The organism is Streptomyces sp. NPDC036984 (assembly GCF_055607665.1).
Map to the genome: position 1 here is coordinate 1 of NZ_JBVJRL010000002.1, position 23,357 is coordinate 23,357.

The following is a 23,357-nucleotide window of genomic DNA, read 5'->3' on the forward strand; positions in this document are numbered from 1 at the left end:
GTACTGCAGGGGGGACCCTGTGGGAGAGTAGGACGCCGCCGAACAATTTTTGGGAAAACCCCCGCACCTTCCGGTGCGGGGGTTTTCTGCGTTTACAGACGACTGACGGCTGCCAGCACGTCACGCCGGCCGTGTCCACGGTCCCGCCTCGGCGGCCGGGTACCTCCCGCCCCTTCCAGTACAGGTTGGTTGCGGCGTGCGGCCGATCACGAAGCTCGGTCATGCCGCCAAATACGCGGTGCCGCCGTCAACCCCTGGTCTACGGTTGCCCTATGACCCTCCTGACCAGGAACGACTACGTCATTCGCGCAATACGTCCCGACGACTGGGAGCGGGTGAAGCAGCTGCGCTTGGACGCGCTGCGGGACCCGGTCGCGCACCTCGCCTTCTTGGAGAGCTACGAGGAGGCCGCGGCCCGGCCGGACTCCTTCTGGCAGGACCGGGCCGTCGGGTCCGGCGAAGGATCCGCGTCAGCCCTCCAGTTCATCGCCGAGGCGCCCGACGGGAGCTGGGCGGGCTCGGTGACCGTGCTCATCGAGGAGGCCGGGACGAAGGACTGGGCCGGGTTTCCGGTCGAGCGGCGGCAGGGGCACGTAGTGGGGGTGTTCGTCCGGCCCGAGCACCGGGGGAACAGCCTGGTCGAGGCGTTGTTCGAGGCCGGTGTGGCCTGGGCGTGGGAGCGCGCGGCCGAGCGGATACGGCTGTATGTCCACGCGGAGAACACGCGGGCGCAGGCGGCGTACCGCAGGATCGGCTTCCAGCCGAGCGGTGTGGAGGTGCCGTTCTCGAAGAACGAGGCGCAGAACGAGCTGGAGTTCGTGCTGGAGCGGTGAACCCCGGTCCGCGGACCGCTTCGTGCTGGGGCCGGCTCGGTTCCCGGACTGGTTGCGTTCCCGAACCGGCTCTGTTTCTCAGACCGGCAGTTCCCGGTGCGGCCAGCGGGAGCGGGCCTGTTCGCGGGAGCGGAGCAGGGTGAGCGTCGGCAGGCCCTGGTCTGTTCCGGCGTCGAGCAGGTCCGGCAGCTCGGGGAAGGGGGCCACGGCCGCGATGTCGTCCAGGACCAGGGTGAGTGGTGGGTCGAGCCGACCGGAGGATGACCGTTCGGCCATGCGCCGGCCGTGCTCGACCACGCTGGAGACGAGGGCCGTCAGGAGCGGCATCGCGCCCGGATTGCTCCTGGGGTCCTCGATGGATTCACCGACCACATAAAGCGTGCCCCCTTCGTGGACGAAGGAATCCAAGGCGAGCGCATCAGTTCGGTTTGGGGTGCAGGCCTCGCGGACGTTGACCGTGAAGAGGGCGGACAGCGCCCGGCTGGTCAGCTCCTGCGCGATGTCCCGGCGTTCCGGGTGCGCGGTGAGCGCCGCTTCCAGCTCGCCCGCGGCGCCGGGGGCTGCCCTGGGATGGGTGCGGAGGGTACGGACGGCGTCCTGGACCTGGGTGCCCTGGGACCAGCGGTGGACATGCCGGATGGTGCGGTTCTCCAGGGCCGCGGCGTGCAGATAGCTGCGCAGGAGGATGGTCGCCGTGTCCGCGAGCGCCTGGTCGATCTTGGCGCTGGGGCGTACGGGGGCGAGGAGTGCGGTGGCTGTGCGCACCGCCGTCTGCTTGTCCTCGCAGCCCGCGGTGGGAGACCAGTGGAGGCGGGCCGGGGTGTCGCAGAGGTGCGTGGGGTCGTAGAGGAGGGTGGGGCCGAGTTTGGCCCGGGTGTCCTTGGTTTCGACCCAGAGGGCCGGATTCGAGGTGACGAGGAGGAGGGGCCCTTCCGCGTCGCGTACGGCCTGGGTCGCGGCCGCTTGGCGGGTTTCCCTGGGGGCGATGAGGAGCCTTTCCCATCCGCCCACCCGGTCGCCGTCGGCGGGCAACGCGCCCGAGGGGTCCGGTGCCGCCGCCTCGTGAAGACGCTCAGTCGGCTGCGGCTGCGGCTGCGGCTGGGGCTGCGGCTGCGGACGTGGCTGCGGTTCGCTGCGCGGTGCAGGCACCTCGTGCACCGGTTCGGCAGGCGCCGCCTGCGGGGCGGGGCCCGGCACCGGCTTCCCTGCGGCCCGGTCCGCCCGCTGCAGGGCCTTCCCCGCCCGCCACCGGGCCACCGTGCCCATCACGAACACGGTGAGGACGAAAAGGATCATCAGCTGGCCGAGGAGGAGGCCCCAGAAGAGGCCCCAGCCGGACAGCTGGCCCGGCGGGGTCTCCGGCCAGGCGCCGGTGAGATCGTGCGGCCGGCCGATGAGGTGGCGCATGGCCAGGGGAGTGCGGGTGAACGTGACGCCGTCGGGCCAGCCGCCCTGGGCGAACCAGGCGGCCAGGCCCGTGGCCGTCCACACCAGCACGGTCATGCCGAGGAGGAACGCGAGTACGCCGAGCAGCAGGCCGTCGGGGATGCCGCCCTGGCCTTCCCGGCGGCTGTCACGGCGGTCGTCCGGTCTCACCTTGCACTCCCTCTACGCCACTGTGGACTCGGAGTCGCCCAGGTGCTGCTCCACGAAGGCCGCGGCCCGCTGCTCGGCCTCCCGTTCGGCCGCGCGCAGGGCGTCGTCGGCCGCCAGCTCGCTGGAGGACTCGGTCATCGCGCGGTCGGTGAAGACCAGCGGCCGTTCCGTCTCCGTGACCAGGTGCTTGACCACCTGGACGTTGCCGTTGACGTCCCAGACGGCGATGCCGGGGGTGAGGGTCGGGATGATCTCGACCGCCCACCGGGGCAGACCCAGCACCCGGCCGGTCGCCCGTGCCTCGTCGGCCTTCTGGGCGTAGATCGTCCGGGTCGACGCCATCTTCAGGATGGCCGCCGCCTCCTTCGCCGCGGCCCCGTCGACCACGTCGGACAGGTGGTGGACGACCGCCACGAAGGACAGGCCGAGCCGGCGCCCGAACTTCAGCAGCCGCTGGAACAGCTGGGCCACGAACGGGCTGTTGATGATGTGCCACGCCTCCTCGACCAGGAAGATGCGCTTCTTCCGGTCGGGGCGGATCCAGGTGTGCTCCAGCCAGACGCCGACGATCGCCATGAGGATCGGCATGGCGATGGAGTTGCGGTCGATGTGGGACAGGTCGAAGACGATGAGGGGCGCGTCGAGGTCGATGCCGACCGTCGTCGGGCCGTCGAACATGCCGCGCAGGTCACCGTCGACGAGCCGGTCGAGGACCAGGGCGACGTCCAGACCCCAGGCCCGTACGTCGTCAACGGCGACGTTCATCGCCTCCGCCGACTCCGGCTCGGGGTGCCGTAGCTGCTCCACGATGTCGGTGAGGACCGGCTGGCGGTCGACGATCGTCTCGTTGACGTAGGAGTGGGCGACCTTCAGGGCGAAGCCGGACCGTTCGTCCAGGCCGTGGCCCATCGCCACCTCGATGATCGTCCTGAGCAGTGCGAGCTGCCCGGTCGTGGTGATGGCCGGGTCCAGGGGGTTGAGCCGGATCCCGTGGTCCAGGGCGGCCATGGGGTCGAGCCGGATAGGCGTTATCCCCAGCTCCTGCGCGATGAGGTTCCACTCGCCCACGCCGTCCTCGCCCTGCGCGTCCAGGACGACGACCTGGCGGTCCTTGAAGCGGAGCTGGCGCAGGACGTACGTCTTCTCCAGCGCCGACTTGCCGTTGCCGGACTCGCCGAGGACCAGCCAGTGCGGGGCCGGCAGCTGCTGGCCGTACAGCTGGAACGGGTCGTAGATGTAGCCCTTCCCGGAGTAGACCTCGCGGCCGATGATGACACCGGAGTCGCCGAGGCCGGGCGCGGCGGTGGGCAGGTAGACGGCCTGGGCCTGGCCCGTGGAGGTGCGTACCGGCAGCCGGGTCGTCTCGACCTTCCCGAACAGGAAGGAGGTGAAGGCCTCGGTGAGGACGGACAGCGGATCCCGCATCGGCGAATCAGCCCCTACCTTCGGATGCCGGTGGCGAACGGAAGTGTGTTCACGAAGGCGCGGTGGTGCTCTCGGTCGCACCACTCCAGCTTGAGGTACGACTTGCCGGCGGAGGCCCTTATCGTGCGCTTGTCGCGGGCGAGGGCCTCCGGGGAGCGGGCGGAGACGGTGATGTAGCCGACGAGATTGACCCCGGCGGCGCCGCTGGCGAGATCCTCGCCTCGCTGGTCGAGGCGGTTGTGCGCGGCGATGTCACGGGGGTCGACGGTCCGGTTCATCTTGGCGGCGCGGGACGCTTCGGCCTCGTCGTTGGTCTTCTCGGTCAGCATGCGTTCGATGGCCACCTCGGTGGGCTCGAGATCCATCGTGACTGCGACCGTTCGGATGACGTCCGGTGTGTGGACGAGGAGCGGGGCGAGGAAGTTCACCCCGACCGGGGTCATGGGCCACTCCTTCACCCACGCCGTCGCATGGCACCAGGGGGCGCGGGTGCTGGACTCCCGGGTCTTGGCCTGGAGGTAGGTGGGCTCCATGGCGTCCAGCTCGGCCGGCCAGGCGTTGCGCTTGGTCATCGCCTGGATGTGGTCGATGGGGTGGTCCGGGTCGTACATGGAGTGGATGAGGGAGGCGAGCCGGCCCTGGCCGAGCGGCTGCCGTACCCGGATGTCGGCCTCCTGGAGCCGCGAGCAGATGTCGGTCAGCTCGCGGGCCATGACGACCGCGAGTCCGGCGTCCCGGTCGACCTTGCCGCCGTGGGCGCGGACGGCCCGGGCCATGGCGTGTGCCTCGGCGGCAAGGTCGCGGGTGTAGTGCATACAGGCGACGAGGTAGGCGCGGTGCTGCTCACTGCTGGTGGACACCATGGACTGCAGCTGGTCGTAGGACCGCTGGAGCCAGTCCGGGGAGCGCTCGTCGCCGCGCAGGGTGACGTCCTTGGCGTGCGCGTCCGGGTCGGCGGGCAGGGTGCGGGCGAGCATCTGGAGCCGCGTGACGAATCCGTCGCCGTTGGCGACGTGCTTGAGCAGCGTGCCGAAGCGGTCGACCAGGGCCTCCTGGTCCTCGGAGTCGCGCAGGCCGACGCCGGGGCCCTCGATCTCGATGGCGGCCGTGACCGTCCTGCGGTCGGCGTGCAGCAGTACGGCGATCTCGTCGGGTCCGAAGGGCGCGGCGAGCCAGTTGATGTGGCCGATGCCGGGCGGGGGTCCGACCTCGATCTCCCGTCCGTCGAGCCGGATCCCGGCCTCCATGGCGCCGGACCGGTAGGCGGCTCCGCGCTTGAGGGTCCGCTTGTACGAGCGGTTGATCTCGAACCACTTGTAGAAGGTGCGGCGCTTGTACGGCACGTAGACGGCGGCGAGCGCGAGCAGCGGGAAGCCCATCAGCAGCACGATCCGCAGGGACAGCACCGGGACGAGGAGGCCGCACATCATGCCGAGGAACGCGCCGACGATGATCAGCGCGATCTCGCCGGACTCGCGGTTCCGGCCGACGATCGCGTTGGGCCGGGCGCGGCCGATGAGATACGTACGGCGGGGCGTGACCGGATGGGACAGGTGGGACTCGGTCGTCAACGCCCTTCACCTCCCGTGCGGTTGTTGCGGGTGTTGCTGGCGTGCGGAGTGTTGACCGGACTGGACGCGCGGGGCGCGGGCGCGGCGGAGGGGACGGCTCCGCCGGTGCCCCCGGTCGGGGTACGGCTGCTGTGGGCGGCGACGCCGCCGGTGGCGGGGTTGGCCGCGCGGGGGGTGCTGCTCTGGCCGCCGCCGTTGTTGTCGGCGCGGGAGCTGTGGGTCTTGATGCCCTGGGCGACGAGGGTGGCGGGGGAGCTGATGACGGCAGCGGCCTTGCTCTCGGCGCCCTGCATGATGCGGTTGCTGCGGGAGCCGGCGATCTCGTCGCCGAAGCCGGGGACGAAGCGGTAGATCATCGCGCTGGCGAAGATGGCGAGCAGGATGATGGCGAGGCCGGAGACGACGGCGGAGAAGGCGTCGGGGCCGTTGTCGCCGGACAGTGCTCCGGCGAGTCCGAGCACGATGACGATGACCGGCTTCACGAGAATGACGGCGATCATGATGCCGGCCCAGCGGCGGACGTGGCCCCAGAGGTTCTTGTCGACCAGGCCGGCGTAGACGACGGTGCCGAGGAGGGCGCCGACGTAGAGCAGGGCGGCGCGGATGACCAGCTCCAGCCAGAGGACGCCGGCGGCGAGGATGCTAACCAGGGACACGACGATCAGCATGATCGGTCCGCCGCCGATGTCGTTGCCCTTCTTCAGGGCGCCGGAGAAGGTGCCGAAGAACGTGTCGGCCTGGTCGCCGGTGGCCTTGGCGAGGACGTCCGTGACGCCGTCTGTCGCCGATACGACGGTGTACAGGATCAGCGGGGTGAAGGCGGAGGCCAGCACGGTGAGCCAGAGGAAGCCGACGGCCTCGGAGATGGCGGTGGTCAGCGGCACGCCGCGCACTGCGCGCTTGGCTACGGCCAGCAGCCACAGCAGGACGGTCAGCACCGTGGAGGCGGCGAAGACGATGGCGTACTGCTTGAGAAAGGCCTGATTGGTGAAGTCGACCGTGGCGGTCTCCTTCACGGCGTCACTGAGCTTCCCGATGGTCCACGAGGCAGCGTCGGCACATCCCTTGGCGAGGGAGGCGAGGGGGTCGAGGGTGTCGGTCAGGGGGGTGTTGGGTAGGCCGGAGGAGCCTTTGGAGGAGCCGCTGTCCTTCTCACAGAATTCCCGGGCCGCGCCGTGGATCAGGTCACAGTTGTCACTGCTCTTCGTGGGCGTGGGCGTGGATGAGGGCGAGGACGGAGGGGTGGGCGCGGCGAAGGCGCGTGCGCCCATGAGGACTGCGGCCGTCTGCATGGCGGTGACTGCGCCGGCCAGCGTGAGTACGCGGCGGTTAGCGGGCATAAGTGAACCCTCCGTACTCGTCGACAGCCTTCGACATCTCATCGGCACTGGAGGCCTTGTCGTCGCCGGGAACGGGCGCCGGGCCTTCCTTCTGGGAATGCGTGACGATCTTCCAGTCGCCCGCAGCCCACTCGAGTTTCATCGTGATGGTGAACCAGCTGTTGGTGACCGGGTTCGTGGACTTCTCGCCCGCGAGACCGAGCAGGCCGCTGCACCAGACCTCAACCGTGGTCGTGTCGCTGGTGGCCTCGGTGACCTTCGTGCCGATGGGACTCGTACGTGAGACGAACGTGTAGCCCTGGGGAGCGGTACCGTCATCGTTCAAGCCGAAGCTCTTGCTGAAGGCGGGGGTGTACGCCTTGTCGAAGTCTGCCTCGGAGCTCACCACGCGCGAGGGCGAGATGACGGCCTGGAGGACCGCGTCACGCCTGGGCTTGTTGAACATGTCCGCCGACCCCAACGCCACCGCATAATTCGCCGCAGCGCTCTGGGCCCCCTGGTCCGTGTGGGCGTAGCCCGAGGGGATGGTGCCGGTTTTGGTTTGTACCGGGTGGGTGCCTGAGGGGGCTGTGGTGGACGTTTGGGGGCGGGAGCCCTTGGTGACGGTGTCGTCGGACCCCGAGTCGTCCCCCCGGTTCGCGAAGGCGATTGCGGCGATGAGGAGGACTGCTACGCCGACCACCGTGACCAGGCTTCTGGAGGAGGAGCGGTGGGGGCGGCGGGGGGCGCCGCCGTAGGGGTCGGATTCCGGGAGGCGGGTTCGGGTGCGGCCCGTCTCGGGGTAGTCGGTGTAGGCCTGGTCGTCTCCGGGACTCATGCCGTGTGCGCTCCCTCACCCTCGTAGACATACGACGGTAGCCGTGCTGGTTCCCGCGCGGGCGCGGTGTGGTGACTCGACATCAGGGAAACGCAACCTCAGCCGGTGGGCACGACGGACGGGTGGGGTGGAGGGGACAGCCGCAGTCGGGCGTGCCCGGGAGGCCTGGGGCTACACCGCCATGCCGTACACGATGGTGAACAGGGTGCCGAGGGAGCCGATGATGAAGACTCCGGTGAGGCCGGCGATGATCAGGCCCTTGCCCTGTTCCGCGCTGAAGGTGTCCCGGAGGGCCGTGGCGCCGATGCGCTGCTTGGCCGCACCCCAGACCGCGATGCCGAGGCAGAGGAGGATGGCCACGGCCATGACCACCTCGATCATCACCTTGGCCTCGTTGCCCAGGCTGCCGAAGGGGCCCCAGTCCGGAGCGATCCCGCCGATGATGGTGTTGATGTCTCCCTTGTCGGCCGCAAAGAGCATGTAAGTCACCGCCCCTGGTGGGTAGTTCCGCGAGCGCCCCTGCGGTGTGCAGAGGTCAGGCCCCATTGTCGCCGACAACGTCGCCGACGTATGTCGACTTGACGTCATTGGCCGGCGGGTTTCGTACACATGGCCCGCCCGGTCACTCTGTGTATCACGGCAGGTCACGCCGGGCAACGAGGTCGGTGCGGAACCTGTCGTGTGGTTCTCTCGTTGACCTCCTTTACGGCCCGGCAGGGTTTCTGACGGCCGGTCGGGTGAGGAGTCGCGTCGATGTTCTCACGGGCGGGGGCGGAAAGCGGACAGGGTTCCGGCCGGGAAACGGGAGAACGGGCCACGGCTGGGTGCCGTGGCCCGTCTTCCGTCACGTGCCGTTGCTGCCGCTGGTGACGTCGTTCAGGGCGGAGGTGCCGGCGGCCCGGTACGAACTCGGCCAGGTGGCTGCCGGTTGACGGGGTGCCGGCCAGGACGTAGGCGCCGGCGAGGCTTTCGGAGCCCTGACTTCCGCGTTACCGGAGCGGGTTCCGGGCTTACCGCTCGATGGCGGTGGGACGGCTGTGTGCTGGGCGGTGCTTGACCGGGCGGACAGGGCACGCACAGCCGTCCGAAAGGCGGCTCAGCGCGGACGCAGGCCGTGCAGCAGCAGGTGGACGTGCTGGTCCAGGCCCGCCAGCGCCTCGTCCGCCTCCAGGGCGCAGCTGGCGATGAGGGCGGCGAGGCCGTGCAGGCCCGCGGCGGCGGCCAGGGTGATGCGCTCGGGGTCGCCCTCGACGATCTCGCCCCGCTCCTGGGCGTCCGCGATCATCCTGGTGAAGGAGCCGAAGGACTGGTCGACGGCCGCCGCGAGCTGCGCGGAGCTGTCGGGGTCGTGCTTGCGCGCGAACATCAGCTCCAGCAGTTCCGGGTGCTCGACGGCGAACCCGAGGTAGGCGCGGGCGAGTGCCGTCATCCGCTCCTCGAAGGACGGGACCGGGCGGTCGGCCGCGGTGGCCAGGGCCTGGTTCAGCCGCTCGTACCCGTCCAGCGCCAGGGCGTCGAGCAGGGCCTGCTTGTCCTTGAAGTGCCGGCCCGGGGCGGCGTGGCTGACGCCGGTCTCGCGTGCCAGTTCGCGCAGGGAGAGCGCGCCGACCCCCTTCTCACGCAGGGTGCGCTCGGCGCTCCTCAGCAGGGCGGCGCGCAGGTCTCCATGGTGGTAGGGGCGGCTGGTGGGCATGCGCACCATCGTATCCCGATGTTGTCGATGTCAGCTTTGTTGGCGCCGCCACCATTGTTGTCATTGACAGCATTGTTGTCGGTGCCTACTTTGGGGGTATGGCTGAGACGACCGAAGCGCGCACCGCGCGCAAGTGGAACGCGACCCGACTCCCCGACCTGACCGGCCGTACGGCCGTGATCACCGGCGCCAACAGCGGCATCGGCCTGGCCGCCGCCGAGGCGCTGGCCCGGGCCGGGGCCCATGTGGTGTTCGCCGTACGGGACCTCGCGCGGGGCGGCGCCGCCGCGGCGCGGGTCGCGGGCAGCACCGAGGTGCGCCGGCTGGACCTGGCGGACCTGGACTCCGTACGGGAGTTCGCCGCGGCCTGGGACCGCCCGCTGGACCTGCTGATCAACAACGCGGGCGTGATGATGCTGCCGGAGCAGCGCACCCGGCAGGGCTTCGAGATGCAGTTCGGCACCAACCACCTCGGGCACTTCGCGCTGACCAACCTGCTCCTGCCGTATGTGACGGACCGTGTGGTGACGGTCTCGTCCGGAGCGCACCGCATGGGCGACAAGGTGATCCACTTCGAGGACGTGAACCTGCGCGGGAACTACACCCCCACCCGTGCCTACGCCCAGTCCAAGCTGGCCAACCTGCTGTTCACCCTGGAACTCCAGCGGCGCCTGACCGAGGCCGGGTCCGCCGTGCGCGCCCTGGCGGCCCACCCCGGCTGGTCCGCGACCAACCTCCAGAGCCACGCCGCCAACCCGTTCGCCCGCCTGTTCATGCAGGTCGGCAACAGGTTCCTGGCCCAGGACGACAAGGCCGGCGCGCTGCCGACCCTGTACGCGGCGACCCAGGACCTGCCCGGCGCGGCCTACGTCGGCCCCGACGGCCCGGCCGAGATGCGCGGCGCCCCGACCCTGGTCGGCCGCAGCACGGCCGCGAGCGACCCGGCGGCGGCCCGGCGGCTGTGGACCCTGTCGGAGGAGCTGACGGGCGTGCGGTGGCCGCTCACGGCGACGGTGCGGTGACGGCAACGGCCGCCGGACTCGGCGGCACCGGGCCGGCGTCACCCCCCTCACCTGGGGCCTGTGTCGCTGCGGTGGCGGGCGGGCCGGGATTCACAGGAAAATCTGAGGGAAGTCCGAGCGGGTTTCTCACCTCCGTGGGACAGGGTGGGGGCTGATGAAGCGCATCTCACGCATCTCGGTCACCTCGCGGCCCGCGTTGCTCGGCGCTGTGGTGCTGCTCGCGCTGACCTCGGCCTCCGTGGCCGCCGCCGACGACGGGCCGGGGCCCCTCGGGGTCACCGCCGACACCGTCGCGACCCGGCAGAGCCTGCGGGTCGGCGCGCTGTTCGGCGCCGACCGGGCGGACCGGCTGGCCGGCGGCCACTATTGCACCGCCTCCGTGGTGCACAGCTCCCAAGGCGACCTCATCGTCACCGCCGCGCACTGCGTGGCCGGGACCGACGACGACCTGGTGTTCGTGCCGGGCTACCGGAACGGGCAGGCGCCCTACGGGGTGTGGAAGGTGACCGAGCGGTTCCTGCCCGACGGCTGGGCCGAGGACCAGGACCAGGACGAGGACAGCGACCTCGCCTTCGCCGCCGTCGCCGAACGGGACGGCAGACGGCTGGAGGACGTGGTCGGGGGCAACCGGTTCACCCCCGGGGTGGCCACCGGCGCCACCGCGGTCACCGTCACCGGCTACCCCGACTTCCGTGAGACGCCCATCACCTGCACCAACAAGCCTGCCCTGCACAGCAGTACGCAGCAGCGCATCGACTGCCCCGGCTTCACCGGCGGCACCAGCGGCAGCCCCTGGGTCAACGGCGACAGTCAGGTCGTCGGCGTCCTCGGCGGCCACGAGCAGGGCGGTGCCACGGCCGACACCTCGTACAGCGTGGTCCTCGGCGGCGAGGCGGCCGCGCTGTACCGGAAGGCGACGACCGGCTCCCGCACGGGCTGAGTGGACGTCACTCCGGCCTGCCCGCCTGTGAAATGGCGCCACTTCGTGCCCAAATGGCTTCGAACGGGGTCGGCATGGGGGAAAGTTGAACCGTGCGGAAGGTATGGGTGATCGGTGGGGCGGCCGTCGCGCTCGGCATGGGCTTCGTCATGCTGCTCGTCGTCGGGGTGTACATCGTGGCCGGAAACCTGGTCAACGGGGTGACGTCGGGCAGCCGGGGGCTCGCCAAGGGCGCCGTACCGGCCGCCTACAAGGAGCTGGTGCAGAAGTGGGGCAACCTGTGCCCGGCGCTCAGCCCGGCACTGCTCGCCGCCCAGCTCTACCAGGAGAGCGGCTGGAACCCGACGGTCGTCAGCCCGGCCGACGCCCGCGGCATCGCCCAGTTCATCCCCAGCACCTGGGCGACCCACGGCATCGACGGCAACGGCGACGGCAAGCGCGACATCTGGGACCCGAACGACGCGATCCCGTCGGCCGCCTCGTACGACTGCGAACTCGCGAAGTACGTCAAGGACGTGCCCGGCAACACCTCCGACAACATGCTCGCGGCCTACAACGCGGGCGCCTACCGCGTCATCCGGTCGGGCGGGGTGCCCGCCATCAGCGAGACCCGGAACTACGTCCAGCGGATCCGCAGCCTGGAGAAGAGCTTCGCCGCGCCCGTCACCCGGATCGACCCCACCCGGCAGGCCGCCGGCGCCATCGCCTTCGCGCAGAGCCGGCTCGGCACGCCCTACCTGTGGGGCGGCAACGGCACCGCCGACCAGGGCGGCCGCTTCGACTGCTCGGGCCTGACCAAGGCCGCGTACGAGAAGGTCGACATCACCCTGCCCCGGGTCGCCAACGACCAGTACAACGCCGGACCACACCCCTCACGGGACCAACTGCTCCCCGGTGACCTGGTCTTCTTCTCCGACGACCACACCGACTCCCGGGCGATCCGGCACGTCGGCATCTACGTCGGCGGCGGGTACATGATCGACGCCCCGCGCACCGGCGCCGTGATCCGCTTCGACCCGATCGACACCCCCGACTACTTCGGCGCGACCCGGGTGACCGAAGATGGCGCAAAAGCGCTCCCCACGACCGTGTGAACCGACCGGGACCCCACCCCCTGAGCTGCGGCGACGAGTCTCTCTTCGATAACGTCTGCGTGATCATTCAGTGGAGAGTGGAACGTATTGATGGTGGCTGTGCGTTCCTGTTGACGTAGCCGAGCGGACGTCAGTGCGGCAGTGCAGCGGAAGCGGATCTACACATCACGGGGGGCAGGAGCGGCGCACACGAGGTGCGTCCGGGAAGACGACGAAGGGGCCGCAGCACCATGGCACTACTCGCCGAATCCGGGGCGAACCCCGACGTCGACCTGCTCTACGACATCAACGGCCTGGCCAAGGACGCCCCCGGCTGGTTCGACCGGGTCATGGAGTTCGTCGGCGAGTACGGTCTGCTGCTCGCCATGGCGCTGCTGATCCTGTGGTGCTGGTGGTCGGTGCGGCGCCGGGGCGGCGAGGACGCGGCACCCTCGGTGGCCGCGCTGGTCTGGGCGCCGCTCGCGGCCGGCCTCGCGGTGCTGGTGAACGTCCCGATACGCGGTTTCGTGCGGCGCCCCCGCCCCTTCCTGGATCACCAGGGCCTGGACGTCCTCGTCACCGGCAAGAACGACTTCTCCTTCGTCAGCGACCACGCGACGATCACCATGGCGCTCGGCGTGGGGCTCTTCGTCGCCAACCGCCGCTTCGGCCTCGCGGGCATCGGCCTGGCCCTGCTGGAGGGCTTCTGCCGGGTCTACATGGGCGTGCACTACCCGACGGACGTCGTCGGCGGCTTCGCCCTCGGTACGGCGGTCGTCCTGCTGCTGTCCCCGGCGGCCACGGCCCTGCTCACCCCGCTGATGCGGGCCGTGGAGCGGTCGCGGCGGGCGGGCTGGATCATCCGTAAGCGATCGCCCGCGGACGTCCCCCTCCTCTCCGGCACCCGCCGCTCGGCGGAGTCCGAGGAGAGGGACCTGGCGGCGTAGCGCCCCGTCAGGGGCGCGGGGAACTGCGCGACCGGCCCCCACGCGCCCGCGGCCGAGGCACCACGCCCGGACCCCGCCTAGAGACCTTGCGCGTACGAGAAGAACCGGCCCGGGTCGTACTGCTTCTTCACCTTGCCCAGCCGGGTCGCCGCGTCCCCGTAGTACGCCTTCTTCCAGTCCTTCAACGTGGAGTCCGTGTAGTTCTGGTACGCCGCGCCGGAGGCGTACGGCTTCATCGCGGTGTGCGCCGAGGTCAGCCAGGACTGCGCGGTGGCGCCGGAGGACCCCGCGCCCCAGGAGGCGATGTACTGGGCCAGCATCCGGGACCGGCGGTGGACGAACGCGGTCGCGGTCGGCGAGACCCGGTTGACCGCGCCGCCGAGGGCGGTGAAGGCGATGCTGCCCCCGCCGCCCCGCACCCCGGCGATCTGCTTCAGCACGGTCTGGATACCGGCCGCGGACAGCGAGCGGTCGAAGAAGTCGGAGCGGGCCGCGTACGTCTCGCGGCCCAGCTTGCCCTGCGGAGAGCGGCCCGGGGTGGAGCCGGGCAGGTGGCACTGGGCGTCGGTGGAGAAGGAGGAGCAGCCGGCGTAGATCTCCATCGCCTCCTCGTAGCCACGGCGGCGCAGGGTGACCGAGGCGGCGTTCGCGCCGGCCTGGTGGGCCAGGCGGTCCACGGCGTTCTGGAGCTCGCCGTAGGTGCCGAGGGAGAAGCAGGCGACGGAGATGGACGGGGTGCGGCCCGGGGAGCAGGACAGGTGCAGGGAGGACCAGATCTCGTCGGGCTGGCTCGGGCCCCACTCCTGCCAGGCCTTGAGCACCTTGGCGGCCTTGGACCACGGCCAGGTCAGGTAGGCGGTGACGGCCTGCGGCGCGGCGTGGGTCTTGAAGTGCAGCTCGGTGACGACGCCGAAGTTGCCGTTCCCGGCGCCGCGCAGGGCCCAGAAGAGGTCGGAGTGGTGGGTGGCGTCGGCGGTCACCTGGGTGCCGTCCGCCGTGATCAGGGTGGCCTGGGTGAGGCTGTCGCAGGTCAGCCCGTAGGCGCGGGAGGCCACGCCGTGACCGCCGCCGAGCACCAGGCCGGAGACGCCGACGGTGGGACAGGAGCCGGCCGGTATGGTCACGCCCTTCGCGGCCAGCGCGCGGTAGACGTCGATCAGCTTGGCGCCGGCGCCCACCACCGCCTGCCCGCCGCTCGCCCGCACCCGGTTCAGCTTGGAGACGTCGAGGATCAGGCGGTTGTCGCCGGAGGAGTAGCCGGCGTAGGAGTGGCCGCCGTTGCGTATGGAGACCTTGATGCGGTGCGCGTGGGCGTACGCCAGCGTCGTGCGGATGTCGGCGGCGTGCGCGACGTAGGCGACCGCGGCCGGCTTCAGGCCGTCGAAGCGGGTGTTGTACAGCTGGTGGGCGGTCCTCCAGGTCGCGTCGCCGGGCCGCACCAGGCTGCCGTCCAGGTCACGGGCGAGGGCCGCCCAGTTCGCGGCCGCGCCCGCGCTGGTGGTCCTCAGGGACGTGAGAGACGATGATCGCGACGGCGTACCGGTGTGCGCCGCCGCGGGGGCGGACGTGCCTCCGCCCGCACCGCATGCGGTCAGTGCGGTCGTCGCCAGGGCGGCCGCGCCGCCCGAGATGAACGTACGCCGTTCCATGTCCGTCGCCTTTCCTCGGCTCTCGTGGAACCAGACGACACGCCGCTCCCCGGGGTTCCCCCTGACGGGTGAAGAACATCGGACACACGTCCGGGCAACCCGGCCGCCGGAACCTCCATGTGCTCTCCCCGTAAGCATTCCGTGACCTCACCGGGCTGACGGCAGGGGTTCACTCCGCGTTCACTTCCGGCCATCGGTGGCTTCACCTGTTCTGCCTAATTTCGGCCGTACCGGGTGCCGAGTGCGGCCATGAACGCGGCCACGCCCTCACGCACCTCTACGACCTCGCGCGCCGCCGACAGCGGCGGCTCCTGGAAGGACCCCGAAAGTGAACCTTCAGCGCAAGAACCGGCTGCGCGCCCTCTCCCTCGGTGCTGTCGCCGTCTCCGGCGCCCTGGCCCTGACGGCGTGCGGCTCCGACGACAACGGCGGCAAGGAGTCGGGCAACCCGTCGTCGTCCGCCGCCGGCTCGATCAAGTGTGACGACGCCAAGGGTCAGCTCCTCGCAGACGGCTCCTCCGCGCAGAAGAACGCGATCGACGCCTGGGTCAAGGCGTTCTCCCAGGCCTGTGGCGTGCAGATCAACTACAAGGGCGGCGGCTCCGGCGCCGGTGTCACCGCGTTCACCCAGGGCCAGGTCGCGTTCGCCGGTTCCGACTCGGCGCTGAAGCCCGAAGAGGTCACCGCTTCCAAGAAGGTCTGCTCCGGCGGCCAGGGCATCGACCTGCCGATGGTCGGCGGCCCGATCGCCCTCGGCTACAACGTCCCGGGTGTCGACAACCTGGTCCTGGACGCCCCGACGATCGCCAAGATCTTCGACAGCAAGATCACCAAGTGGAACGACCCGGCGATCGCCGCCCTGAACAAGGGCGTGAAGCTTCCCGACCTGAAGATCCAGGCGTTCCACCGCTCGGACGAGTCCGGCACCACGGACAACTTCACCAAGTACCTGATCGCCACCACCCCGGACAACTGGAAGTACTCCGGCGGCAAGGCCTGGCAGGCCAAGGGCGGCCAGTCCGCTCCGCAGTCCGCCGGTGTGGCCCAGCAGGTCAAGCAGACCTCCGGCGCCATCGGCTACTTCGAGCTGTCCTACGTCAAGGACGGCCTGAAGTCCGTGTCCATCAACACCGGCGCCAGCAAGCCGGTCGCGCCCAGCTCCGAGAGCGCCACCGCCGACATCGCCGCCGCGAAGGTCGTCGGCACCGGCAAGGACCTGGCTCTCCAGCTGGACTACAAGACCAAGGCCGAGGGCGCCTACCCGATCACCCTGGTCACCTACGAGATCGTCTGCGACAAGGGCAACAAGGCGGACACCCTGCCCGCCACCAAGGCCTTCCTGCGCTATGTCGCGAGCGAGGACGGTCAGAAGGTCCTCCCGAGCATCGGCTACGCGCCCGTGCCCGACGAGATCATCACCAAGGTCCGCACGACCATCGACAGCCTGAGCTGACCTGATCCGAGAGTGCGGCCCGGTTCCCGACGGGGCCGGGCCGCACCGTCCGGTGCACCGCCGCCATGAGCCGCGGCCCCCAGCGGGCGCACGGCTCCGCAGACCGGAGAACCCGATGGACATATCGACGACAACCGACGCACCTCCCCCCATGCCCCAGGCCAAGGTCGCCGAGCAGAAGCGCGCGGCCCGTGGTGCCACCCGACCCGGTGACCGGATCTTCCTCGGTCTGTCCCGCGGCTCGGGCATCCTGCTGCTGGGGATCATGGCCGCGATCGCGGCCTTCCTCACCTACCGTGCGGCCCTCGCCATCAGCAAGGACCACGGCAACTTCCTGACCACCTTCGAGTGGAACACCAACATCCTGGAGCAGAAGTTCGGCATCGCGGTGCTGGCGTTCGGCACGGTCGTCTCCTCGATCATCGCCATGCTCATCGCGGTCCCGGTCGCGGTCGCGATCGCGCTGTTCATCACCCACTACGCCCCGCGCCGCATGTCGGGCCCGGTCGCGTACGTGATCGACCTGCTCGCCGCCGTGCCGTCCATCGTCTACGGCCTGTGGGGCGCCCTCGTGCTGGTCCCGCACATGAACGGCCTGTACGGCTGGCTCGACGACTTCTTCGGCTGGACCGGCGTCTTCTCCTGGGAGGAGGGCGCGCCGCGCTCGATGCTCACCGTCGGCATCCTGCTCGCGATCATGATCCTGCCGATCATCACCAACGTGAGCCGCGAGGTCTTCCGCCAGGTCCCGCAGACGCACGAGGAGGCGGCCCTGGCCCTCGGCGCCACGCGCTGGGAGGTCGTCCGCATGGCCGTGCTGCCCTTCGGCCGCTCCGGCGTGATCTCCGCCTCCATGCTCGGCCTCGGCCGCGCGCTCGGCGAGACGATGGCCGTCGCCACCGTCCTCTCCCCGTCCTTCGACATCCAGGCCAGCCTGCTCAACCCGGGCGGCGGCACCTTCGCCCAGAACATCGCCAGCAAGTTCAGCGAGGCGAACGAGTTCGGCCGGGACGCGCTGATCGCCTCCGGTCTGGTCCTGTTCGTCATCACGCTGCTGGTCAACGGCGCGGCCCGGCTGATCATCGCCCGCCGCGCGGAGTACTCGGGGGCCAACGCATGAGCACCGCAAGCCTCACCGACAAGCGCCCCAGCACCCTGCGCGCCGCCAGCCTGCCCAAGTGGACGCCCTGGGCGATCGCCGCGGGCTCCCTCGCCCTGGGGATCGGCATCAGCGCCGCCGCCGGCCTGGACAGCAAGATTCAGTGGGGTCTGATCGCCGCGGTCCTGTTCGTCCTCGGCACGTACGGCATCGCCGCCCGCGTCGAGGGCCGCCGCCAGGCCAAGGACCGCGTCGCGACCAGCCTCGTCTGGGTCGCCTTCGTGGTCGCCGTGATCCCGCTGGTCTCCCTGATCTGGGTGACCGTCGCCCGCGGTGTGAAGGTTCTCGACGTCTACTTCCTGACGCACTCCATGGGTGTCGTCGCCGACACCGAGCCCGGCGGCGGCATCTACCACGCCATCATCGGCAGCCTGGAACAGGTCGGTCTGGCCACTGCCATCGGTGCCCCGATCGGCGTGCTCACCGCGATCTACCTGGTCGAGTACGGCCGTGGCCGGCTCGCCAAGGCGGTCACCTTCTTCGTCGACGTCATGACGGGTATCCCGTCGATCGTCGCGGGTCTGTTCATCCTCAGCCTGATGCTCATCTTCGAGATGCAGCCGTTCGGCTTCGCCGGTTCGCTGGCCCTGGCCATCCTGATGATGCCCGTCGTCGTCCGCTCCACCGAGGAGATGCTCAAGCTCGTCCCGAACGAGCTGCGTGAGGCGTCCCTGGCGCTCGGTGTGCCGAAGTGGCGCACCATCCTGAAGGTGGTCCTGCCGACCTCCATCGGCGGTATCACCACCGGTGTGATGCTGGCGGTGGCCCGTATCGCCGGTGAGACCGCGCCGGTGCTGCTGCTGGTGTTCGGCAACCCGTTCATCAACAACAACCCGTTCGAGGGCGCGCAGGCCTCGCTGCCGCTGTACATCTACCAGCAGTTCGCCAACAGCGCGGGCTCCGGTGCGGCGTACGACCGGGCCTGGGCGGCGTCCCTCGCGCTGATCGCCTTCGTGATGATCCTCAACCTCGTGGCCCGCGGCATCGCCCGCTGGAAGGCCCCGAAGTCCGGTCGCTGAGGCGACTGATTCCGGCTCCGCCGGGCGGAGCCACACAGCGACCGAGCTTGAATTTCTGGAAGTGAAGTAGACATGGCCAAGCGAATCGACGTAAGCGGACTGACCGCCTACTACGGCTCCCACAAGGCGATCGAGGACATCTCGATGACCGTCGAGCCGCGGTCGGTGACGGCGTTCATCGGCCCCTCCGGCTGCGGCAAGTCGACGTTTCTGCGCACGCTGAACCGTATGCACGAGGTCACGCCCGGTGGCCGCGTCGAGGGCAAGGTGCTCCTGGACGACGAGGACCTGTACGGCGCCGGGGTCGACCCGGTGTCCGTCCGCCGCGAGGTGGGCATGGTCTTCCAGCGCCCGAACCCGTTCCCCACGATGTCGATCTTCGAGAACGTGGCGGCGGGCCTGCGCCTGAACGGCAACTACAAGAAGTCGGAACTGAACGACATCGTCGAGAGGTCGCTGAAGGGCGCGAACCTCTGGAACGAGGTGAAGGACCGCCTGAACAAGCCGGGCTCCGGTCTCTCCGGCGGTCAGCAGCAGCGTCTCTGCATCGCCCGAGCCATCGCGGTCGAGCCGAAGGTCCTGCTCATGGACGAGCCGTGCTCGGCCCTGGACCCGATCTCCACGCTCGCCATCGAGGACCTGATCGGTGAGCTGAAGGAACGGTTCACGATCGTCATCGTGACGCACAACATGCAGCAGGCGGCGCGTGTCTCCGACCGTACGGCGTTCTTCAACCTGGCGGCCGTCGGCCAGCCCGGGCGCCTGATCGAGATCGACGACACCGAGCGGATCTTCTCCAACCCCTCGGTCCAGGCCACGGAGGACTACATCTCCGGCCGCTTCGGCTAGACCGGCCGGCACAGACCCCTCGCGGTGCTGCATGGCGGTGCCACCGCGAGGACGCAAAAGGGCCCGCCCCCGGTTTTCCGGGGGCGGGCACCTTGCGTTGCCGCCGCGCTCGGCTTCAGCGCCGTTCCGGGGGTTCCGCCCCCAACCCCGCCGGGGCTCGGCCCCTCCCCCCGGCCTCTGCCCACCCACCCATCCGGCTCGGCCGGCTGGAGGGTGGGCGAGCGAGAGGGGGCGCTCGTCAAGCAGCAGGACGCCCACCCGCTCCGGTGGCCTGGCAGCCGGCCGAGTCGGGTGGGCGAGTGGGAGAAGGGGTTACAGGGCCACCAGCTTCACCACGCCGAAAGCCAGGGCAGCGACCAGCGCGGCTGCCGGCATGGTGATGAACCAGCCCAGGACGATGTTCTTGGCCACGCCCCAGCGGACGGCGTTGAGGCGCTTGGTCGCGCCGACGCCCATGATCGCCGAGGTGATGACATGGGTGGTGGAGATCGGTGCCTTGAAGATGAACGCGGTCGTGAACATGATCGACGCGCCGGTCGCCTCCGCCGCGAATCCCTGCGGCGGGTCCAATTCGATGATCTTGCGGCCCAGCGTGCGCATGATCCGCCAGCCACCGGCGTACGTACCCAGGGACAGCATCACCGCGCAGACGATCTTGACCCAGACCGGGATCGGGTCGCCGAACGTCTCGTGGCCGGAAATGACCAGTGCCAGCACCACGACGCCCATCGTCTTCTGGGCGTCCTGGAGGCCGTGGCCGAGGGCCATGCCGGCGGCCGAGACGGTCTGGGCGATACGGAAGCCCCGCTTGGCCTTGTGCGGGTTCGACCGGCGGAACAGCCACATGATGGCCGTCATGACCAGGTAACCGACGAGCAGACCGACGAGCGGGGACAGGAACATCGGAATGATGATCTTGTCGATGACCCCGTCCCAGAGCACGTCCGTGCCGCCCGCGAGCGCCGCGCCCACCATCCCGCCGAACAGGGCGTGCGAGGACGAGGACGGCAGGCCGAAGTACCAGGTGACCAGGTTCCAGACGATCGCGCCGGTAAGCGCCGCGAAGAGGATGCCCATCCCGGTGGAGCCCTTGGGCGTCTCGATCAGCCCCTCGCTGACCGTCTTGGCGACGCCGGAGCCGAGGAAGGCACCCGCGAGGTTCATCACCGCGGCCATGGCGAGAGCCGCCCGCGGGGTCAGCGCCCGCGTCGACACCGACGTCGCGATCGCGTTCGCCGAGTCGTGGAAGCCGTTGGTGTACGTGAAGAAGAGCGCGACCGCGATGGTCGCGACCAGGGCGAAGGTGTCCATCGACGCCTCAGGACTCCTTGACGGCGATGGTCTCCACCGTGTTCGCCACGTGCTCGAACGCGTCCGCCGCCTCTTCCAGGACGTCCACGATCTGCTTGAGCTTGAGCACCTCGATCGCGTCGTACTTGCCGTTGAAGAGGTGGGCGAGCAGCTTGCGGTGGATCTGGTCGGCCTGGTTCTCGAGGCGGTTGACCTCGATCCAGTACTCGGTGAGGTTGTCCATGGTGCGCAGGTTCGGCATCGCTTCGGCCGTCAGCTCGGCCGCGCGCGCCAGCACCTCGATCTGCTGCTCCACGCCCTTGGGCAGTTCCTCGACGTTGTAGAGAACGACCAGGTCGACGGCCTCCTCCATGAAGTCCATGATGTCGTCCAAAGAGCCGGCGAGGGTGTAGATGTCCTCCCGGTCGAACGGCGTGATGAACGAGGAGTTCAACTGGTGGAAGATCGCGTGCGTGGCGTCGTCACCGGCGTGTTCGGCTGCCCGCATACGCTCTGCGATCTCGGCCCGGGCGGAGGAGTCCGCCCCGAGCAGTTCCATCAGGAGCTTCGAGCCGGTGACGATGTTGTCCGCGGACGCGGCGAACATGTCGTAGAAGCTCGTCTCCCTGGGGGTCAGACGAAAGCGCACGTGGGGTCCTCGGGGTGCTTCGGTTTCGGTCAGGCTGATGCTAGGCGCATCATCCGGCCACGGCTATCGGGCCGCATCCCAGTGTCGCCCATCGGGCAGAGTGATCAGCACGGGGGCGTACCAAGGGCCCCCTACCCCGGAAAGTTCGGTACCATATACCCTCCAGGGGTATATATCCCTTTTCGTGTCCGCAGCTCGTCCCGAGATGGAGGCCCGCGATGACGACGACCGAGGCCGGCGCCACGCACGGCTACCACAAGCAGAAGGACGAACACCTCAAGCGGCTGCGCCGCATCGAGGGGCAGATCCGCGGCCTCCAGCGCATGGTGGAGGAGGACACGTACTGCATCGACATACTCACGCAGGTCTCCGCCTCCACCAAGGCCCTCCAGTCCTTCGCGCTCCAGCTGCTCGAGGAGCACCTGCGGCACTGCGTGGCGGACGCGGCCCTCAAGGGCGGCGACGAGATCGACGCGAAGGTGGACGAGGCGACGAAGGCGATCGGCCGCCTGCTGCGCAGCTGACCCGCCCGGCTCGCGCTCAGTCCGCGGCGCTGTCCGGATCCCGCTCCTTGGCCACCCGCAGCACCTCGTCGATGCTCTCCAGGCTGAGCCGGTCCTCGGCGGCCGAAGCCGCGATGATCAACTCCCCGCACAGCTCGATCTCGGCGAGGGCCACGTGGTCCTGAACCGCCGTACCGCCGACCGGAGCCACCCGCCTCACCTCTTCCCTGCCGTCACCGACTTCCTAGAGTAGGCAGCGGTCTACACGCCGCGCATGGCACGGACGGGCTACTTACGGGAGGGCGTCCCGGACTAGTGCCATGGCCGGATTCAAGCGCCATCCGGGCTCTCCTCCTCGGCGATCCGGCCCGCGTAGATGTCCGTCGGGGCCGGCAGCCGTACGTCGGTGGGCGCACCGAAGTCGTACAGCAGCAGTGTCGAGGCGACCGCCACCCCGGTCTTCGCGCGGCCGTTGACGAAGCTGAAGCGCTGCCGGAGCTTGCGGATGCGCCCCTGGTCGTCCAGATAGGCGTCGAACGGCACCTCGGCCGTGGCGAACCCTTTCGCCGCCGCTGCCAGGGACGCCCTGTCGCCGGCGGCGGCGTAGCGCGCCGCACGGCTCAGATCGGCGGTGCCCCGATAGTGCCGCACCGCCGTCCCGGCGACCTCGGTCCGGCCCACGAAGGTGGCCTCCCGCGTCCCGCGCAGCACCTCGGCGGCCGCGTACGGGTCGGTCGCGCCGCCGGTGACCAGATTGCCGTCGGACAGCGTCGCGGTCTCCACCCGCACCCACTTGTCGGCGGGCACGCCCGCGCCCCGGTTCTTCATGTACAGGGCGCCCGGGGCGAGGAGTTCGGTGATGGGCCGGTGTTCGGAGGCGCCCGTGGGGTCCTCGGGCAGCATCACGGTGAGCCGGCCGAGGCGGCGCCGGTAGTCGTAGACGCCCCTGCCGCGGATGGTGACCCGGGTGCCGCCCGTGGCCATCTCCATCGAGGTGCTCGCCTTGGAGCTGCCCGCGTCGCGCAGCGCCTCGGCGGCCCGGTGCAGGGCGGCGACGGGGTCTCCCGGACCCTTGACGTCCTCGGCGGCGGCCCCGCTGCCGGAACAGCCCGTGGTGCCGGCACCGAGGCCGAGGAGGATGCCCACCGCGACGACCGTTCCGCCCGCGCGCCTGTGCTGCCGCCGCTCCATCGCCTGTTACCCCCAGCCGGTGTGTCCGTCACGGGCCCCCTGTCGATCGGTTAACGACGGGTAGGGGGTGCCGTCACGCGCCGCCGGGGGCCGGCGGGAGCCGCAACGACTCGTCGGCGAAGGGCTGGGTAACGTTGTCGGCGTGGCAGTCACCGCGGCACCGCAGGACGGGCCGGAGCGTGCCCCGTCCGGGCAGGAACACCTCACGACGACGATGGAGCAGGGCCGCTTCTGTGTGGCCCGGTGCAGCTGCGGCTGGCGCGGCCCCGCCCGCCGGGCCCGCAGCCAGGCCCGCACGGACGCAGAGGGGCACACGGCGGGTCTGTGACGGGGCCTGG

The 23,357-nt window shown here is 70.1% G+C and carries 23 protein-coding genes; 11 read left to right on the forward strand and 12 right to left on the reverse strand.

The window, feature by feature from the left end; all coding sequences use genetic code 11:
* Positions 1 to 272: 272 nt before the first annotated feature.
* Positions 273 to 833, forward strand: a complete 561-nt coding sequence (locus tag ACZ7DL_RS03920) for a GNAT family N-acetyltransferase (protein WP_470771219.1) — start codon at positions 273 to 275, stop codon at positions 831 to 833.
* Between the two features lie 78 nt (positions 834 to 911).
* Here the strand turns inward: ACZ7DL_RS03920 and ACZ7DL_RS03925 are convergent, their stop codons facing one another.
* The 7 genes from ACZ7DL_RS03925 to ACZ7DL_RS03955 all read right to left on the reverse strand — a co-directional run bounded on the left by ACZ7DL_RS03925 (position 912) and on the right by ACZ7DL_RS03955 (position 9,284).
* Positions 912 to 2,429 (reverse strand): type VI secretion protein, encoded by a 1,518-nt coding sequence (locus tag ACZ7DL_RS03925; protein ID WP_470771220.1) that lies wholly within the window; start codon positions 2,427 to 2,429, stop codon positions 912 to 914.
* A 12-nt stretch (positions 2,430 to 2,441) separates the two neighbouring features.
* Entirely contained in the window at positions 2,442 to 3,854 is a 1,413-nt protein-coding gene (locus tag ACZ7DL_RS03930; protein ID WP_470771222.1) for an ATP-binding protein, read from the reverse strand.
* 14 nt (positions 3,855 to 3,868) lie between these two features.
* A complete protein-coding gene (locus ACZ7DL_RS03935) occupies positions 3,869 to 5,425 on the reverse strand; it encodes an SCO6880 family protein (RefSeq protein ID WP_470771224.1) in 1,557 nt (518 codons plus the stop codon).
* Positions 5,422 to 6,765, reverse strand: a complete 1,344-nt coding sequence (locus ACZ7DL_RS03940; protein WP_470771225.1) for a hypothetical protein — start codon at positions 6,763 to 6,765, stop codon at positions 5,422 to 5,424. Before ACZ7DL_RS03940 ends, ACZ7DL_RS03935 begins: the two co-directional genes overlap by 4 nt.
* On the reverse strand, positions 6,755 to 7,582 hold the full coding sequence (locus ACZ7DL_RS03945) for a DUF8175 domain-containg protein (RefSeq protein WP_470771227.1): 828 nt from the start codon (positions 7,580 to 7,582) through the stop codon (positions 6,755 to 6,757). Before ACZ7DL_RS03945 ends, ACZ7DL_RS03940 begins: the two co-directional genes overlap by 11 nt.
* A gap of 171 nt (positions 7,583 to 7,753) precedes the next feature.
* Positions 7,754 to 8,062 carry a hypothetical protein gene (locus ACZ7DL_RS03950; RefSeq protein WP_014673544.1) on the reverse strand — a complete coding sequence of 103 codons (309 nt, stop codon included), beginning with the start codon at positions 8,060 to 8,062 and terminating at the stop codon, positions 7,754 to 7,756.
* Positions 8,063 to 8,678: 616 nt separating this feature from the next.
* Positions 8,679 to 9,284, reverse strand: a complete 606-nt coding sequence (locus tag ACZ7DL_RS03955) for a TetR/AcrR family transcriptional regulator (protein WP_470771228.1) — start codon at positions 9,282 to 9,284, stop codon at positions 8,679 to 8,681.
* Positions 9,285 to 9,373: 89 nt separating this feature from the next.
* Here ACZ7DL_RS03955 and ACZ7DL_RS03960 point away from each other — a divergent pair, with 89 nt between their 5' ends.
* From ACZ7DL_RS03960 to ACZ7DL_RS03975, 4 genes are all read left to right on the forward strand, one after another.
* A complete protein-coding gene (locus ACZ7DL_RS03960) occupies positions 9,374 to 10,297 on the forward strand; it encodes an oxidoreductase (protein ID WP_470771230.1) in 924 nt (307 codons plus the stop codon).
* 154 nt (positions 10,298 to 10,451) lie between these two features.
* Positions 10,452 to 11,237, forward strand: coding sequence for a trypsin-like serine peptidase (locus ACZ7DL_RS03965; RefSeq protein WP_470771231.1), 786 nt, complete (start codon positions 10,452 to 10,454; stop codon positions 11,235 to 11,237).
* A 92-nt stretch (positions 11,238 to 11,329) separates the two neighbouring features.
* Positions 11,330 to 12,331 (forward strand): C40 family peptidase, encoded by a 1,002-nt coding sequence (locus ACZ7DL_RS03970; protein ID WP_470771233.1) that lies wholly within the window; start codon positions 11,330 to 11,332, stop codon positions 12,329 to 12,331.
* Positions 12,332 to 12,561: 230 nt separating this feature from the next.
* A complete protein-coding gene (locus ACZ7DL_RS03975) occupies positions 12,562 to 13,257 on the forward strand; it encodes a phosphatase PAP2 family protein (RefSeq protein WP_470771234.1) in 696 nt (231 codons plus the stop codon).
* A 77-nt stretch (positions 13,258 to 13,334) separates the two neighbouring features.
* Here the strand turns inward: ACZ7DL_RS03975 and ACZ7DL_RS03980 are convergent, their stop codons facing one another.
* On the reverse strand, positions 13,335 to 14,906 hold the full coding sequence (locus ACZ7DL_RS03980; RefSeq protein ID WP_470771236.1) for an FAD-binding oxidoreductase: 1,572 nt from the start codon (positions 14,904 to 14,906) through the stop codon (positions 13,335 to 13,337).
* Positions 14,907 to 15,234: 328 nt separating this feature from the next.
* Between ACZ7DL_RS03980 and pstS the strand changes: the two genes are divergently transcribed.
* The 4 genes from pstS (at position 15,235) to pstB (ending at position 19,386) form a co-directional block, all read left to right on the forward strand.
* Complete coding sequence (gene pstS, locus ACZ7DL_RS03985; protein WP_470771238.1) at positions 15,235 to 16,359, forward strand: phosphate ABC transporter substrate-binding protein PstS; 1,125 nt, start codon at positions 15,235 to 15,237, stop codon at positions 16,357 to 16,359.
* A 115-nt stretch (positions 16,360 to 16,474) separates the two neighbouring features.
* Positions 16,475 to 17,479: a phosphate ABC transporter permease subunit PstC gene (gene pstC / locus ACZ7DL_RS03990; RefSeq protein ID WP_470771240.1), complete on the forward strand. Its 1,005-nt coding sequence runs from the start codon at positions 16,475 to 16,477 to the stop codon at positions 17,477 to 17,479.
* Entirely contained in the window at positions 17,476 to 18,537 is a 1,062-nt protein-coding gene (pstA, locus tag ACZ7DL_RS03995) for a phosphate ABC transporter permease PstA (protein ID WP_470771242.1), read from the forward strand. The genes pstC and pstA overlap by 4 nt, the downstream gene beginning before the upstream one ends.
* A 72-nt stretch (positions 18,538 to 18,609) precedes the next feature.
* The gene (gene pstB, locus ACZ7DL_RS04000; RefSeq protein ID WP_470771243.1) at positions 18,610 to 19,386 is read left to right on the forward strand and encodes a phosphate ABC transporter ATP-binding protein PstB; all 777 of its coding nucleotides are present in this window, start codon (positions 18,610 to 18,612) and stop codon (positions 19,384 to 19,386) included.
* A 312-nt stretch (positions 19,387 to 19,698) separates the two neighbouring features.
* On the opposite strand, the gene ACZ7DL_RS04005 is transcribed toward pstB, so the two are convergent.
* The gene (locus ACZ7DL_RS04005; protein WP_470771244.1) at positions 19,699 to 20,697 is read right to left on the reverse strand and encodes an inorganic phosphate transporter; all 999 of its coding nucleotides are present in this window, start codon (positions 20,695 to 20,697) and stop codon (positions 19,699 to 19,701) included.
* Positions 20,698 to 20,704: 7 nt separating this feature from the next.
* Entirely contained in the window at positions 20,705 to 21,325 is a 621-nt protein-coding gene (locus ACZ7DL_RS04010) for a DUF47 domain-containing protein (protein ID WP_073901268.1), read from the reverse strand.
* A 218-nt stretch (positions 21,326 to 21,543) separates the two neighbouring features.
* Between ACZ7DL_RS04010 and ACZ7DL_RS04015 the strand changes: the two genes are divergently transcribed.
* Positions 21,544 to 21,849: a metal-sensitive transcriptional regulator gene (locus ACZ7DL_RS04015; RefSeq protein ID WP_470771245.1), complete on the forward strand. Its 306-nt coding sequence runs from the start codon at positions 21,544 to 21,546 to the stop codon at positions 21,847 to 21,849.
* Positions 21,850 to 21,865: 16 nt separating this feature from the next.
* On the opposite strand, the gene ACZ7DL_RS04020 is transcribed toward ACZ7DL_RS04015, so the two are convergent.
* Complete coding sequence (locus ACZ7DL_RS04020; RefSeq protein WP_470771247.1) at positions 21,866 to 22,048, reverse strand: hypothetical protein; 183 nt, start codon at positions 22,046 to 22,048, stop codon at positions 21,866 to 21,868.
* A gap of 110 nt (positions 22,049 to 22,158) precedes the next feature.
* The gene (locus tag ACZ7DL_RS04025; protein WP_470771249.1) at positions 22,159 to 23,019 is read right to left on the reverse strand and encodes an SCO4651 family lipoprotein; all 861 of its coding nucleotides are present in this window, start codon (positions 23,017 to 23,019) and stop codon (positions 22,159 to 22,161) included.
* A 142-nt stretch (positions 23,020 to 23,161) separates the two neighbouring features.
* On the opposite strand from ACZ7DL_RS04025, the gene ACZ7DL_RS04030 reads away from it, so the two are divergent.
* Positions 23,162 to 23,347: a hypothetical protein gene (locus tag ACZ7DL_RS04030; RefSeq protein ID WP_470771250.1), complete on the forward strand. Its 186-nt coding sequence runs from the start codon at positions 23,162 to 23,164 to the stop codon at positions 23,345 to 23,347.
* The last annotated feature ends 10 nt before the right edge of the window (positions 23,348 to 23,357 follow it).

Excerpts from the sequence above, each read along its gene's own strand:
- ACZ7DL_RS04015 (WP_470771245.1), top strand. The coding sequence starts at position 21,544 with ATGACGACGACCGAGGCCGGCGCCACGCACGGCTACCACAAGCAGAAG.
- pstA (WP_470771242.1), top strand. The coding sequence starts at position 17,476 with ATGAGCACCGCAAGCCTCACCGACAAGCGCCCCAGCACCCTGCGCGCC.
- ACZ7DL_RS03940 (WP_470771225.1), bottom strand. The coding sequence starts at position 6,765 with ATGCCCGCTAACCGCCGCGTACTCACGCTGGCCGGCGCAGTCACCGCC.
- ACZ7DL_RS03955 (WP_470771228.1), bottom strand. The coding sequence starts at position 9,284 with ATGGTGCGCATGCCCACCAGCCGCCCCTACCACCATGGAGACCTGCGC.
- ACZ7DL_RS03945 (WP_470771227.1), bottom strand. The coding sequence starts at position 7,582 with ATGAGTCCCGGAGACGACCAGGCCTACACCGACTACCCCGAGACGGGC.
- ACZ7DL_RS03920 (WP_470771219.1), top strand. The coding sequence starts at position 273 with ATGACCCTCCTGACCAGGAACGACTACGTCATTCGCGCAATACGTCCC.
- ACZ7DL_RS03965 (WP_470771231.1), top strand. The coding sequence starts at position 10,452 with ATGAAGCGCATCTCACGCATCTCGGTCACCTCGCGGCCCGCGTTGCTC.
- ACZ7DL_RS03975 (WP_470771234.1), top strand. The coding sequence starts at position 12,562 with ATGGCACTACTCGCCGAATCCGGGGCGAACCCCGACGTCGACCTGCTC.
- pstB (WP_470771243.1), top strand. The coding sequence starts at position 18,610 with ATGGCCAAGCGAATCGACGTAAGCGGACTGACCGCCTACTACGGCTCC.
- ACZ7DL_RS03980 (WP_470771236.1), bottom strand. The coding sequence starts at position 14,906 with ATGGAACGGCGTACGTTCATCTCGGGCGGCGCGGCCGCCCTGGCGACG.
- ACZ7DL_RS03930 (WP_470771222.1), bottom strand. The coding sequence starts at position 3,854 with ATGCGGGATCCGCTGTCCGTCCTCACCGAGGCCTTCACCTCCTTCCTG.
- ACZ7DL_RS04005 (WP_470771244.1), bottom strand. The coding sequence starts at position 20,697 with ATGGACACCTTCGCCCTGGTCGCGACCATCGCGGTCGCGCTCTTCTTC.
- ACZ7DL_RS04025 (WP_470771249.1), bottom strand. The coding sequence starts at position 23,019 with ATGGAGCGGCGGCAGCACAGGCGCGCGGGCGGAACGGTCGTCGCGGTG.
- pstC (WP_470771240.1), top strand. The coding sequence starts at position 16,475 with ATGGACATATCGACGACAACCGACGCACCTCCCCCCATGCCCCAGGCC.
- ACZ7DL_RS03950 (WP_014673544.1), bottom strand. The coding sequence starts at position 8,062 with ATGCTCTTTGCGGCCGACAAGGGAGACATCAACACCATCATCGGCGGG.
- ACZ7DL_RS03960 (WP_470771230.1), top strand. The coding sequence starts at position 9,374 with ATGGCTGAGACGACCGAAGCGCGCACCGCGCGCAAGTGGAACGCGACC.